At 64.2% G+C, this 15049-nt stretch carries 7 protein-coding genes; all 7 read left to right on the forward strand.

Annotated elements, in window-relative coordinates:
- Window positions 1-13 precede the first annotated feature (13 nt).
- The 7 genes from R4P57_RS09125 to R4P57_RS09155 all read left to right on the forward strand — a co-directional run bounded on the left by R4P57_RS09125 (window position 14) and on the right by R4P57_RS09155 (window position 14964).
- Window positions 14-1282 (forward strand): MCE family protein, encoded by a 1269-nt coding sequence (locus R4P57_RS09125; RefSeq protein WP_317802517.1) that lies wholly within the window; start codon window positions 14-16, stop codon window positions 1280-1282.
- Window positions 1279-2526: an MCE family protein gene (locus R4P57_RS09130; protein WP_317802518.1), complete on the forward strand. Its 1248-nt coding sequence runs from the start codon at window positions 1279-1281 to the stop codon at window positions 2524-2526. Before R4P57_RS09125 ends, R4P57_RS09130 begins: the two co-directional genes overlap by 4 nt.
- Before the next feature lie 84 nt (window positions 2527-2610).
- Window positions 2611-3303 (forward strand): hypothetical protein, encoded by a 693-nt coding sequence (locus R4P57_RS09135; RefSeq protein WP_317802519.1) that lies wholly within the window; start codon window positions 2611-2613, stop codon window positions 3301-3303.
- 58 nt (window positions 3304-3361) lie between these two features.
- Window positions 3362-4189 carry a hypothetical protein gene (locus R4P57_RS09140; RefSeq protein WP_317802520.1) on the forward strand — a complete coding sequence of 276 codons (828 nt, stop codon included), beginning with the start codon at window positions 3362-3364 and terminating at the stop codon, window positions 4187-4189.
- A gap of 212 nt (window positions 4190-4401) precedes the next feature.
- On the forward strand, window positions 4402-6978 hold the full coding sequence (locus R4P57_RS09145) for an aminotransferase class III-fold pyridoxal phosphate-dependent enzyme (protein ID WP_317802521.1): 2577 nt from the start codon (window positions 4402-4404) through the stop codon (window positions 6976-6978).
- 422 nt (window positions 6979-7400) lie between these two features.
- Complete coding sequence (gene rpoB, locus R4P57_RS09150; protein WP_317802522.1) at window positions 7401-10907, forward strand: DNA-directed RNA polymerase subunit beta; 3507 nt, start codon at window positions 7401-7403, stop codon at window positions 10905-10907.
- Window positions 10908-11007: 100 nt separating this feature from the next.
- Complete coding sequence (locus R4P57_RS09155; protein WP_317802523.1) at window positions 11008-14964, forward strand: DNA-directed RNA polymerase subunit beta'; 3957 nt, start codon at window positions 11008-11010, stop codon at window positions 14962-14964.
- The last annotated feature ends 85 nt before the right edge of the window (window positions 14965-15049 follow it).

Raw genomic sequence — 15049 nt, forward strand, 5'->3', positions numbered from 1 at the left:
GAATCGAGCTCGTGTGAAGCGTTCCTTGGTAGTCGGAGCGGGCGTCTGTGTGGTCGCGCTGTCGGCCGGAGCGTGCTCGTCGGCCGGCATCTACGCCGTACCGCTTCCCGGCGGTGCCGATGTCGGTGACAACCCGTTCAACCTGACGGTGCAGTTCGACGACGTGCTCGACCTCGTCCCGCAGTCGACCGTCAAGGTCGACGGTGTGGCAGTAGGGCGAGTCGCGTCGATCTCCGTCCCGAACGAGGGGTGGACGGCCGATGTCGACGTCATCCTGAACTCGGAGGTGGACCTGCCTGCCAATGCGATCGCATCGGTGCAGCAGACGAACCTGCTCGGTGAGAAGTTCGTGCAGCTTTCGGCACCTCCCGGTGACGAGGCAGCAGCGCGGCTGCAGGACGGCGCCACCATCCCGCTCGATCGCACCCGCCACGCGACCGACATCGAGCAGGTACTCGGTGCGCTCTCGCTGCTGCTCAACGGTGGCGGCGTCGGGCAGCTCTCGCCGATCATCAAGGAACTGAGCACGGCCTTCGACGGCCGCGAAGGCAAGACCAAAGAGCTTCTGCAGCAGGCGAACACGTTGATCGACGGCCTCAACCAGCAGCGTGACGACATCACCCGCGCCATCGATGGTCTCGACACTCTCAGCGGCCGCGTCAACACGCAGACCGACAAGATCGACGCAGTGCTGAAGGACCTGCCGATCGCCACCGAGGTTCTCGAGCAGCAGCGTCCGCAGCTGACCGAGATGCTCGGAGCGCTCGACCGTCTCGGAGCCGTCGGCACCGACGTCATCGACCGTTCCAAGGACGATCTGATCGCGGACCTGCGGGCCCTGCGCCCGACGCTCCAGGCCCTGGCCGATTCGGCGGACGACGTGGTGACTTCGCTATCGGTTATTCCCACGCTGCCCTTCGCCGACGGCACCGAGAAGATCATCGAGGGCAACTCCGCCAACCTGTTCCTCTCACTCGACCTGTCGATCGGAACTGCCCTGCGCAACTTCGGCGTCGGTGAAGGCGATCCGGTCTACGTCCAGCCCAAGTACGGCAACACGCTGCCGGTGGTCGACCCGTCGAATCCGTACTACAACGGAAACGGACCTCGGCCGGGTTGGCCGACGATCTCACTGCTGCCGTTGCCGCCGATCATCCCGTCACCGGTTCCCGGCCCGGGTGCACCTGCGAACGAGCAGGCAGCCGCAGCCGCCGCGCCCGCGCCGTTCGATCCGTTGGCACCGTTGAACGATCTGCTCGAGCGATTCGGAGTTGGACAGTGAGATCGAAACTGGTTCGCTTTCAGTTGGTCGCGTTCGTCGTGGTCGCCGTCCTTGGGTTGATCTACGTCGGCGGCAAGTACGTGCGGCTGGACAACATGCTGGGCTTCGGGCAGTACCAGGTCGATCTGAACCTCGCCGATTCCGGTGGCATCTTCTCCAACGCCGAGGTCACCTACCGAGGTGTTCCGGTGGGAACCGTCGGAGATCTGGAACTGACGCAGGACGGCGTCCGGGTCGCGCTCATGCTCGACAACGGTGGGCCCGACATCCCGGCCGGCACCAAGGCCGTCGTGGCCAACCGGTCTGCGATCGGTGAGCAGTACGTCGACTTGCAGCCCGAGACCGATCAGGGCCCGTTCCTGGTCGACGGTTCGCAGATCGCGCAGGCCGACACCACCACGCCAGTGCCGGTGGAGGACGTTCTCGCCAACACGAACACGCTGGTCCGGTCGGTGCCTCTCGACACGCTCACGCGGGTCGTCAACGAGCTCGGTGTTGCATTCGACGGTAAGGGCTCAGATCTTGCGTCTCTCGTCGATTCGCTCGGGAACATCTCCGAGGCAGGCAACGAGGCGCTGCCGCAGACGCTTGCGCTGGTACGCGACGCGGTGCCGGTGCTCGACACTCAGTCCGAGCAGTCGGATCTGATTCGTGAGTTCAGCACCAGCTTGGATGAGGTGACGGCTCAGTTGAAGTCCAGCGATCCCGACATCCGCCGCCTGATCGATACCGGTACCGCGGCGGGCGATCAGCTCGGAGGGCTCATCACCGATGCCGGTCCGGCGCTGACCACCGATATCAACAACCTTGCGCTGGTTGCGGCTCAGGCCCAACCGCGGTACGTCGCGCTTCGTCCGTTCCTGACGTTCCTGCCTGCCCTCGGTGCCGGCATCTCCACTATCGTTCCGGGCGACGGCACGATCCATCAGGGTCTGCTGCTCGAGGTCAACAACCCGCCGCCCTGCACGGTGGGCTACGAGGGCAGCCAGGCGATCCTCGACGAGGAGAAGCGGAAGAACCCGAACTTCGATCCGACTCGGGAGAACTACCCCCTGAACCTCGACGCGAACTGCGCTACACCGCAGGGCAGTGTGACGGGTGTACGTAGCGCGAACCGCATCGTGTTCGCCGATCCGGACGTGCCGCAGCCGTGGGACCTCAAGCCCAAGGTCGATCCGGAGAAGCTCAACCTCAACCCCATCGCCACCCAGTTGGCACCGCTGATCGGCGTCACGCCGAAGTAGTGGAATCGGTGGAACTGCTGCTCAGCACTATCGTCGGGTCGAGAGTGGTTCGGCCGGATATTACCGAGTAGTAGGGTGGAAAGTGTGAACTCGAGCACCGAAGCCCTGGAGTCCCCAGCGACTCCAGGGCGCAACAAGACCGCGAAAATCCTGTTTGCCGTCGTCACGGTGATAGCCGTTGCCGCTCTCGCAGCGGCAGTGTTCTTCGGGTACGGCTGGGGCAGCGCGCTACTGAGCCAGAAGCCCACTGCGGACACCAGGGACGCGGCGCTCACCGGAGCTCAGCAGGCCGCCGTCAACCTCAACACGGTCGACGCGGCCGCTATCGATCAGTCGTTCGACAACATGAAGTCGTCCATCACCGGCGACCTGATGCTCAACGACCTCGAGCAGACGCGTTCGGGCATCACCGATCAGGTTCGTCAGTCCGGTGCCAAGAGCGAGGCCGAGGTGCTGCACGGCACGCTGACGGAGCTGAGCACGGACGAGAACACTGCCACCGCTCTGGTGGTCATCGCGACAACCACCACCTGGCCCGATCGCGTCGAGCGAAGCAAGCTGACGATGCGTCTGGCCATGGAAGAGGTCGACGGGGTGTGGAAGGCCAACAAGGTCGATCCCATCGGTTCGCGGATCTCGCTCGACAACCCGAACACCAACCCCGTCGTCCCGACCGAACCGGGCGGCCCCGCCGACCCGAACGCGGTCGATCCGAATGCGGCCGACCCCAGTGCGGAAGCGACGCCGGCTCCCCAGCCGGACACCGGCGGCAACTGAGATACCCGGCAGTGGTGTTTTCCGTCTGTACCGAAGTGAGTTTCGAAGGAGTTCTGTAGTGCCTCCCCAGCGTCGCAAGATCGTTCCACCCACCACCACCAGCAAAGTTCGCCGCAAGGTGGCCGGCACCGGGAAGCCGACTGCTGCCGGCTCCGACACGGATTCGACCGGTGCCGAGGGGTCCGCTGCGACCGAGACGCCGACGATCACCACGACGCCGCCCACCGAGCCTGTGGCGGACAAGCCTGTTGCCGACAAGCCTGCTGCGGAGAAGCCCGCAACCGCGAAGCCTGCGCTCGACAAGCCTGTGCTCGACAAGACCGCTGTCGAGGAACCCGCTGCGGCGAAGCCTGCTGCCGACTCCGCGTCGACCGACTCGTCCGCCGCGTCGGCGTCGGGGATCGGCTACAAGCATGTGATCATCGTTGCGGTCATCGCCGTCGTGCTCGGCGCGTTCGCTGCCGTTGCCGCGTTCAAGCCCTTCGCCACGATCGACAATGCGGCCTGGGTGGATTCCGCGGCGACTCAGGAAGTCACCTCGGCCGCGACCGATGCGCTGCAGACGCTGTACACGTACAAGGCCGCCACGATCGATGCCGATTTCGATGCCGCCCGTGCGGTGCTCAATCAGTCGATGCTCGACGAGTTCAACTCCACCGCCGACACCACCAAATCTGCTGTGGTGCAGACGGATACGGGGACCGAAGCCATGGTCACCGATATCGGAGTCTCGCGGCTGGAGGACGGCATGGCGGAACTGATCGCCAATGTGAACATCAGTGCCACCCAGAACGGTGTCGCCTCGGGCAGTGCCGAGGGCCCGTTGACGGTGAACATGGAGAAGGTCGACGGCGCCTGGAAGCTGTCGGCCATCGACGATCAGTAGTAGCCCGACCAGCACTCGATCCGGCCCCGTTCGACGCAGAAGCCCTGCTCGGACGGGGCTTTTTCGTCTGCTTTTCGGACATCTGTGACCGGCTTGCCACCGAGTTACCATCGCGATTGCGTCCTGGCTTGGGACGGGCCCTGGTTGTTCGGGACAACCATTTTCAGCTCGACAGCCAGGGGTGGATCCGATGAAAACGGAGCATGCTGGTCATGACTGACACAACTATCGATTTTTCCGTGCTGGAATCCAGGTCCGGTCGATCGGGCTTTGCCGAGCACGTCAATCCTGAACTGTATCGGCTGTTGTCTGCGCTGAATCTGGATCGCGAGTACGTCCGGGGCGACGGGACAGTCCTGTTCGACGCCTCGGGTCGTCGCTATCTCGACTTCGCGGGGGCGTACGGTGCCCTTCCGTTCGGGCACGGTCCGACGCCGATCTGGCAGGCGGTCAACGACGTTCGCTGCAGCGGGGAGGCGATTTTCGTGCAGCCTTCGGTGCTGAGCGCGGCTGGTGAACTGGCAGATCGGTTGGGGCGCATCGCACCCGACGGATTGACGCGAACGACGTTCGTCAACAGTGGTACCGAGGCGACCGAGGTGGCGCTCAAGATCGCGCGAGCGCACACCGGCCGGCTGGGTGTACTGACGACCGGGAACAGTTTTCACGGCAAGACTCTCGGCGCTCTGTCTGCGACGGGAAACATCAAGTATCAGAGCGGTTTCGGTGCTCCCGTCGAGGGATTCGACCACATCGAGTTCGGTGATTCGGAGGCGCTCGACGCGGCCCTGGCGGCGGCACCCGGGCACTACGCAGTGTTTCTGGTGGAGCCGATTCAGGGTGAGGGCGGAGTGGTGTGTCCGCCCGACGGTTACCTGCGCCGCGTGCGGGAGATCTGTGATCGGCACGGCGTGCTGATGGCTCTCGACGAGGTGCAGACCGGGCTCGGCCGGACCGGCAGGATGTTCGCGTCGGAGCACGAGGGTGTGGTGCCGGACATTCTGACCGTCGCCAAGGCGCTCGGTGGCGGCATCGTGCCGGTGGGTGCGGTGTTGTGTGCGCCGAGGCTGGTGAACGAGAGTTTCGCGCTGCGCCACACGTCGACCTTCGCGGGGAACGCGTTGGCTGCACGGGTGGGTATCGCGGTTCTCGACGAGTTGACTCGGGACGACTGCGCGGTGGTGGAGAATGTGGCCGTTGTCGGGAGGCAGTTGAAGAACGATCTGAGCGCGCTGGCCGAGAAGTATCCGTCGGTGGTCACCGAGGTGCGCGGTCGCGGACTGTTGCTGGGCATGGAACTCACCGCGGACGTGAACTTCGTCGGGCGCCAGTCGTTGCTGGGATCGATTGCCGATCAACACAATCTGGCCGTGCTGATCTGCTCGTATCTGCTCAACGTCGAGGGGATCCGAGTGGCTCCGACTCTGTTCGGTAACAGGGTGATTCGGATCGAACCACCGCTGACGGTCTCGGCGGTGCAGTGCTCGCGTCTGGTCGCAGCAATGGATCGGGCATTGGGCTATGCGGCGGTGGGGGACATGGACGGATTGTTCGGGCATCTGCTGGGCCGTCCCACCGTCGCCACTCCGCCGGCACTCGCGGCGTTGCGCCCGGGTCGGACGCCCGATATTGCTGTGCGGCCGACGGATCGACGCTTCGCGTTCATCGCGCATCCTCTCGATCTCGGGTTCTTCGCGGCGTTCGATCCGGCACTCGAGGTGTTCGATCACGGCGAGCGGCAGGATCTGCTCGAGCGGTTCGCGGCGTCGACGTCCGAGCTCGAACCGGCGTCGTTCGTCATCGGCAGTGGCCGGGTCGCCGGAGGTGGGGAGGCGACGGCGCACGGCGATCTGATCGGGCTGCCGTACACCTCCGAGCAGTTGCTGCATCTGCCGACCGAGCGTGCGCTTGCAGTGGTGGGCGGGGCCGTCGAGCTGGCGATCTCGCGCGGTGCGACTGTTGTCGGGTTGGGCGGCTATTCGTCGGTGATCACCGGGAACGGGTTGGGCCTCGGCGCGACGACGCGACCGATCACCACCGGCAACACGTTCACCGCTGCGGCGAGTCTGCGGGCTGTTCGACGCGTGTGCCGTGAACGCGGTATCGATGTCGCGCGGGCTCGGGTGACGATTCTCGGTGCCGCCGGGGCGATCGGGCGAACCATCGGCAAGCAGTTGGCCGGCGAGGTCGGCAGCATCGTGCTGGTCGGTAGGCAGGGGGAGAGTTCGGTCATCGCGCCCAAGCTGTGGGCGGCCGCGCAGGAGATGGTGTCGAGCGCTCGGGCCGGTGCCGGTTCGGGAGATCTGGCCGATGCCGCGCACGCGGTCGACGGCGATCTGGACGATCTCATCAGGTCGCGGCACGTCGAGTTCTTCACCGATCCTGTTGCTGCGGTGCATGATTCGTTGATCGTCATCGCTGCGACGTCGGCACCGCATGCGCTGATCGATCCGACGGATCTGATGGAGGGCGCCATCGTCTGCGATGTGGCGCAGCCGCCGAACATCGGCCGGGACGTGCGCAGTGAGCGGCCCGACGTGACGGTGTTCGACGGCGGCATCGTGCGGGTGCCGTCGGGTTCGGATTTCGGGTTGACCTACGGGTTGGCTCCGGGGCTGACGTATGCCTGCATGGCCGAGACGATGCTGATCGCATTGTCGGGTGAGTTCGGACTGCGCAGCATCGGCACCACCCTCGACGGCGACAGCGTCGAGCGGTTGGGCGAGTTGGCGGATGTTCACGGGTTCGCGCTCGCCGAGGCCACGCGGTGGCGCGAGAGCAACCGGTAGACGGCAGGGGGCGGGGGCGTCGGTGCCCCCGTCCCCGACCGGACGGGTCCATCGAAAAACCCGTCTCACCGAAAACGGATCGGGCCGAACCTCTTGACGAAGGGGGCGGCACGGTTCACTCTTGTCGTCAGGAGCACCCCCAGCGGCATCGGGCGTTCGGCAGGCGACACGCTTTCGCCGAGTCAGCGCACGAATGGACCCCGGGTGCTACTTTTGATGCCCCCGTTGCGCTGTGCGCACATTTGGGGTACCTTTGGACGTTGCGCTGGCTGCCTCCTGTCCACCTCTCGATCGCTGTTACCCGAAAGCACGTTTTCGGGCCGCTGTGATGGGGATTCGGTCTGGTTGCACCAGCCGAAATTCGCCCCACATATAGCAAACAGATACAGCGGCGGTCGCACTGCACGAGCGACCCGCGTGAGGTGCTGGAAGGACGCATCTTGGCAGTCTCTAGCCAGACCAAGGCAGTTGTCGGAACACCGGGAGCCCCGAGGAGGGTTTCGTTCGCGAACATTCGCGAGCCGTTGGAGGTACCCGGTCTCCTCGATGTACAGACGGATTCGTTCGAATGGCTGGTAGGTGCGCAGAGTTGGCGTGACCGTGCCGCCGCCCGCGGAGACAGCAGTGTCGCCGGTGGACTCGAGGACATCCTGACCGAGCTCTCTCCGATCGAGGACTTCTCGGGCTCGATGTCTCTCTCCTTCTCCGATCCACGATTCGACGAGGTCAAGGCCTCGACCGATGAGTGCAAGGACAAGGACATGACGTACGCGGCTCCGTTGTTCGTCACGGCCGAGTTCATCAACAACAACACCGGCGAGATCAAGAGCCAGACGGTCTTCATGGGTGATTTCCCGATGATGACCGACAAGGGCACCTTCATCATCAACGGCACCGAGCGTGTCGTGGTGTCGCAGCTGGTGCGTTCTCCGGGCGTCTACTTCGATCATTCGATCGACAAGACCACCGAGAAGGACCTGCACAGCGTCAAGGTGATCCCCGGTCGCGGCGCATGGCTCGAGTTCGACGTGGACAAGCGCGACACCGTCGGTGTCCGTATCGACCGCAAGCGTCGCCAGCCCGTCACGGTGCTGCTCAAGGCTCTCGGTTGGTCCACCGAGCAGATCACGGAGCGCTTCGGCTTCTCCGAGATCCTCATGGCCACGCTGGAGAAGGACAACACCGCCGGTACCGACGAGGCACTCCTCGACATCTACCGCAAGCTGCGTCCGGGCGAGCCGCCGACCAAGGAGTCGGCGCAGACCCTGCTGGAGAACCTGTTCTTCAAGGACAAGCGCTACGACCTCGCTCGCGTGGGTCGCTACAAGATCAACAAGAAGCTCGGCCTCAACATGGGTCAGCCCATCGTGGCGTCGACCCTCACCGAGGAAGACATCGTCGCGACCATCGAGTACCTGGTGCGTCTGCACGCAGGTGAGACCTCGATGACCGCACCCGACGGCGTCGAGGTTCCGGTCGAGGTCGACGACATCGACCACTTCGGCAACCGTCGTCTGCGTACCGTCGGCGAGCTCATCCAGAACCAGATCCGCGTGGGCCTGTCCCGCATGGAGCGCGTCGTGCGCGAACGTATGACGACTCAGGACGTCGAGGCGATCACGCCGCAGACCCTGATCAACATCCGTCCCGTCGTCGCTGCGATAAAGGAGTTCTTCGGAACGTCCCAGCTCTCGCAGTTCATGGACCAGAACAACCCGCTGTCGGGTCTGACGCACAAGCGTCGCCTGTCGGCACTGGGACCCGGCGGTCTCTCTCGTGAGCGCGCCGGCCTCGAGGTCCGCGACGTTCACCCGTCGCACTACGGCCGCATGTGCCCCATCGAGACCCCGGAAGGCCCGAACATCGGCCTGATCGGATCGCTCTCGGTGTACGCACGCGTCAACCCGTTCGGGTTCATCGAGACCCCGTACCGCAAGGTCGTCGACGGCAAGGTCACCGACGATGTCGATTACCTGACCGCCGACGAGGAGGATCGCCACACGCTCGCGCAGGCGAACTCTCCGGTCGACGATTCGGGTCGCTTCATCGAGGACAAGATTCTCGTCCGTCGTAAGGGTGGCGAGGTCGAGTTCGTCTCGTCCGACGACATCGACTACATGGATGTCTCGCCGCGCCAGATGGTCTCCGTCGCAACCGCGATGATTCCGTTCCTCGAGCACGACGATGCCAACCGTGCCCTGATGGGCGCGAACATGCAGCGTCAGGCCGTCCCGCTGGTTCGCAGCGAGTCGCCGATCGTCGGAACCGGCATGGAGCTGCGTGCAGCTGTCGACGCCGGTGACGTCGTCATCACCGAGAAGACCGGTGTCGTCGAAGAGGTCTCCGCGGACTACGTCACGGTCATGGCCGACGACGGAACCCGTAAGACCTACCGGATGCGCAAGTTCGCGCGCTCCAACCAGGGCACCTGCGCCAACCAGCGTCCGATCGTGGACGAGGGACAGCGCGTCGAGACCGGCCAGGTCCTCGCCGACGGCCCCTGCACCGAGAACGGTGAGATGGCACTCGGCAAGAACCTGCTGCTGGCGATCATGCCGTGGGAGGGCCACAACTACGAGGACGCGATCATCCTGTCGCAGCGCCTCGTGGAAGAGGACGTTCTCACCTCGATTCACATCGAGGAGCACGAGATCGATGCTCGCGACACCAAGCTCGGTGCCGAAGAGATCACTCGCGACATCCCGAACGTCTCCGACGAGGTCCTCGCGGACCTCGACGAGCGCGGCATCATCCGTATCGGTGCCGAGGTTCGTGACGGCGACGTGCTGGTCGGAAAGGTCACGCCGAAGGGCGAGACCGAGCTGACCCCCGAAGAGCGCCTGCTGCGCGCCATCTTCGGTGAGAAGGCTCGCGAAGTTCGCGACACCTCGCTCAAGGTTCCGCACGGCGAGAACGGAAAGGTCATCGGCATCCGCGTCTTCTCGCGCGACGACGACGACGATCTGCCTCCCGGCGTCAACGAGCTGGTCCGCGTCTACGTGGCTCAGAAGCGCAAGATCCAGGACGGCGACAAGCTCGCCGGCCGTCACGGCAACAAGGGCGTCATCGGCAAGATCCTCCCGCAGGAGGACATGCCGTTCCTGCCCGACGGCACCCCGATCGACATCATCCTCAACACCCACGGTGTTCCGCGTCGTATGAACATCGGTCAGGTCCTCGAAACCCACCTGGGTTGGATCGGCAAGACCGGTTGGAACGTCCAGATCGCCGCGGACGGCACGAAGCCCGATTGGGCCGAGCGTCTGCCCGAGGAGATGTTGGCGGCTCCGGCCGACAGCAACATCGCCACCCCGGTGTTCGACGGTGCCAAGGAGAATCAGCTCGCCGGCCTGCTGGAGAGCACGATTCCCAACCGCGACGGCGAGCAGATGGTCGGATCCGACGGAAAGGCCACGTTGTTCGACGGCCGCTCCGGCGAGCCGTTCCCGTACCCGGTGTCGGTGGGCTACATGTACATCATCAAGCTGCACCACTTGGTCGACGACAAGATCCACGCTCGTTCGACCGGGCCGTACTCGATGATCACGCAGCAGCCCCTCGGTGGTAAGGCGCAGTTCGGTGGTCAGCGCTTCGGTGAGATGGAGTGCTGGGCCATGCAGGCATACGGTGCCGCATACACGCTGCAGGAGCTTCTCACCATCAAGTCGGACGACGTTGTCGGCCGCGTGAAGGTGTACGAAGCGATCGTCAAGGGCGAGAACATCCCTGAGCCCGGTATCCCCGAGTCCTTCAAGGTGCTCCTCAAGGAGCTCCAGTCGCTGTGCCTCAACGTGGAGGTGCTGTCCTCGGACGGCGCTGCCATCACGATGGCCGACGGTGACGACGAAGACCTCGAGCGTGCCGCAGCCAACCTGGGAATCAACCTCTCCCGCAACGAAGCTGCCACGGTCGACGACCTCGCACAGTAGTTCTGTGGTCCGGTGGGCCTGCAGCGATGCAGGCCCACCGGGCGATATTTCTTGTTTTTGATTCGGTATCACAACACCCATAACGGGGAAAGGAAGTTACGTGCTCGACGTCAACTTCTTCGATGAACTTCGCATTGGCCTTGCCACTGCGGACGACATCCGTCAGTGGTCCTACGGCGAGGTCAAGAAGCCGGAGACCATCAACTACCGCACGCTCAAGCCCGAGAAGGACGGCCTCTTCTGCGAGAAGATCTTCGGCCCCACTCGGGACTGGGAGTGCTACTGCGGCAAGTACAAGCGCGTCCGCTTCAAGGGCATCATCTGTGAGCGTTGTGGCGTCGAGGTCACTCGCGCCAAGGTGCGTCGTGAGCGCATGGGCCACATCGAACTGGCGGCTCCCGTCACGCACATCTGGTACTTCAAGGGTGTGCCGTCGCGTCTGGGCTACCTGCTCGACCTGGCTCCGAAGGATCTCGAGAAGATCATCTACTTCGCTGCCTACGTCATCACCACGGTCGACGACGAGCTCCGTCACAACGAGCAGTCGACGCTCGAGGCCGAGATGGAGGTCGAGAAGAAGGCCGTCGCAGATCAGCGCGATGCCGATCTGGAGGCTCGGGCCCAGAAGCTCGAAGCCGATATCGCCGAACTCGAAGCCGAGGGTGCCAAGTCCGACGTGCGCCGCAAGGTCAAGGACGGCGGCGAGCGCGAGATGCGTCAGCTCCGTGACCGCGCGCAGCGTGAGCTCGATCGTCTCGAAGAGATCTGGACCACGTTCACCAAGCTTGCTCCCAAGCAGCTCATCGTCGACGAGCTCATCTACCGCGAGCTCATCGACCGGTACGGCGAGTACTTCACCGGTGCCATGGGTGCCGAGTCGATCCAGAAGCTCATGCAGACCTTCGACATCGACGCCGAGGCGGAGTCTCTTCGCGAGACCATCCGCAGTGGCAAGGGTCAGAAGAAGCTGCGCGCGCTCAAGCGTCTGAAGGTCGTCGCTGCCTTCCAGAACGGCCGTAACTCACCGATGGGCATGGTTCTCGACGCTGTGCCGGTCATCCCGCCGGAGCTTCGTCCGATGGTGCAGCTCGACGGTGGACGTTTCGCGACGTCCGACCTCAACGACCTGTACCGCCGCGTCATCAACCGCAACAACCGCCTCAAGCGTCTGATCGATCTCGGTGCTCCCGAGATCATCGTCAACAACGAGAAGCGGATGCTGCAGGAGTCGGTCGACGCCCTGTTCGACAACGGCCGTCGTGGACGTCCGGTCACCGGACCGGGTAACCGTCCGCTCAAGTCGCTGTCCGACTTGCTCAAGGGCAAGCAGGGTCGTTTCCGTCAGAACCTCCTCGGCAAGCGCGTCGACTACTCGGGCCGTTCGGTCATCGTCGTCGGACCGCAGCTCAAGCTGCACCAGTGTGGTCTGCCGAAGCTGATGGCTCTCGAGCTGTTCAAGCCGTTCGTGATGAAGCGTCTGGTGGATCTGAACCACGCGCAGAACATCAAGTCGGCCAAGCGCATGGTCGAGCGTCAGCGTCCGCAGGTGTGGGACGTTCTCGAAGAGGTCATCGCCGAGCACCCCGTGCTGCTGAACCGTGCACCCACCCTGCACCGGTTGGGCATCCAGGCGTTCGAGCCGCAGCTCGTCGAGGGCAAGGCCATCCAGCTGCACCCGCTCGTGTGTGAGGCGTTCAACGCCGACTTCGACGGTGACCAGATGGCTGTCCACCTCCCGCTGTCCGCCGAGGCTCAGGCCGAGGCACGCGTGCTGATGCTGTCCTCGAACAACATCCTCTCGCCGGCATCGGGTCGTCCGCTCGCCATGCCGCGTCTGGACATGGTGACGGGTCTGTACCACCTGACGCGTCTCGACGCCGGTGCTGTCGGCGAGCGTGCCGACGCCAAGACCGATCACGCCGAGTTCGGGGCGTACTCCTCCCCGGCCGAGGCACAGATGGCCGTCGACCGTGGATCGCTCACGGTGCAGTCGCAGATCCGTGTTCGTCTGACGATCCAGCGTCCCCCGCGCGACATCGAGAACGAGCTGTTCCCCAACGGCTGGACTCGTGGCGATGCGTGGACCGCGCAGACCACTCTGGGACGCGTCATCTTCAACGAGCTGCTCCCGGCGGACTACCCGTTCGTCAACGAGCAGATGCCGAAGAAGCGTCAGTCGACCATCATCAACGATCTCGCCGAGCGTTACCCGATGATCGTCGTCGCGCAGACCGTCGACAAGCTCAAGGACGCCGGCTTCTACTGGGCCACGCGTTCGGGTGTCACCATCTCGATCTCCGACGTGCTCGTGCCGCCGGAGAAGCCGCAGATCATGGAGACCTTCGAGGCTCAGGCCGATCAGATCGAGAAGAAGTACCAGCGTGGCGCACTCGACAAGGTCGAGCGCAACTCCGCACTGGTCAAGATCTGGCAGGACGCGACCGAGCAGGTCGGTAAGGCCATGGAGGCGCACTTCCCCGACGACAACCCGATCCCGATGATCGTGAAGTCCGGCGCAGCCGGAAACATGACTCAGGTTCGCTCGCTCGCCGGCATGAAGGGCTTGGTGACGAACCCGAAGGGTGAGTTCATCCCGCGTCCGATCAAGTCTTCCTTCAAGGAAGGCCTGACGGTCCTCGAGTACTTCATCAACACGCACGGTGCTCGTAAGGGTCTGGCCGACACGGCGCTTCGTACCGCCGACTCGGGCTACCTGACGCGTCGTCTGGTCGACGTCTCGCAGGATGTCATCGTTCGGGAAACCGACTGTGGCACCGAGCGCGGCATCGTCACGACGATCGCCGAGAAGACGGCCGACGGCAAGATGATCCGCGACGCTCACGTCGAGACCAGCACGTACGCCCGCACCTTGGCGAACGACGCTGTCGACGAGAACGGCACGGTCATCGTCGCTCGCGGACACGATCTCGGTGACCCGGCCATCGACGCGCTGCTCGCTGCGGGCATCACGTCGGTCAAGGTTCGCTCGGTGCTCACCTGCACCACGGGAACCGGCGTCTGCGCCACCTGCTACGGCCGCTCGATGGCCACCGGCAAGCTGGTCGACATCGGTGAGGCCGTCGGTATCGTTGCCGCACAGTCCATCGGTGAGCCCGGAACCCAGCTGACCATGCGTACCTTCCACCAGGGTGGTGTCGCCGGAGATGACATCACCGGTGGTCTGCCTCGCGTGCAGGAGCTGTTCGAGGCACGTGTGCCGAAGGGCAAGGCTCCGATCGCGGACGTGTCGGGACGCATTCAGCTCGAGGACGGCGATCGTTTCTACAAGATCACCATCGTCCCGGACGACGGCGGCGAAGAGGTTGTCTACGACAAGCTCTCCAAGCGTCAGCGTCTGCGTGTCTTCAAGCACGATGACGGCACCGAGCGCCTCTTGGCGGACGGTGACCACGTCGAGGTCGGCCAGCAGCTCATGGAAGGTGCTGCCGATCCGCACGAGGTTCTGCGTGTGATGGGTCCCCGTCAGGTGCAGATCCACCTCGTCAACGAGGTCCAGGAGGTGTACCGGTCGCAGGGTGTGTCGATTCACGACAAGCACATCGAGACCATCGTGCGCCAGATGCTCCGTCGCGTGACGATCATCGACAGCGGCTCCACCGAATTCCTGCCCGGTTCACTCACCGAGCGCAGCGAATTCGAGTCGAGCAACCGTCGCGTCGTCTCCGAGGGTGGCGAGCCCGCAGCCGGACGTCCGGTCCTGATGGGTATCACCAAGGCGTCGCTGGCCACCGACTCGTGGCTGTCGGCAGCGTCCTTCCAGGAGACCACTCGTGTGCTCACCGATGCGGCGATCAACTGCCGTAGCGACAAGCTCATAGGTCTCAAGGAGAACGTCATCATCGGTAAGCTCATCCCGGCTGGTACCGGCATCAACCGGTACCGGAACATCACGGTGCAGCCGACCGAAGAGGCACGTGCCGCGGCATACGCGGTGCCGTCGTACGACGATCAGTACTACAGCCCGGACGGCTTCGGCCAGGGAACCGGCGCTGCAGTGCCGCTCGACGACTACGGTTTCTCCAACGAATACCGCTAGAGCGACTCCGTCGCACGTGCGCGGAACTTCGTAGTCCACTACGAATTTCCACTCACGACGACAGAGCCTGCAGTCAAAGCCCCGC

The organism is Rhodococcus sp. IEGM 1330 (assembly GCF_033142445.1).
In the GTDB taxonomy this organism is placed as follows: domain Bacteria; phylum Actinomycetota; class Actinomycetes; order Mycobacteriales; family Mycobacteriaceae; genus Rhodococcoides.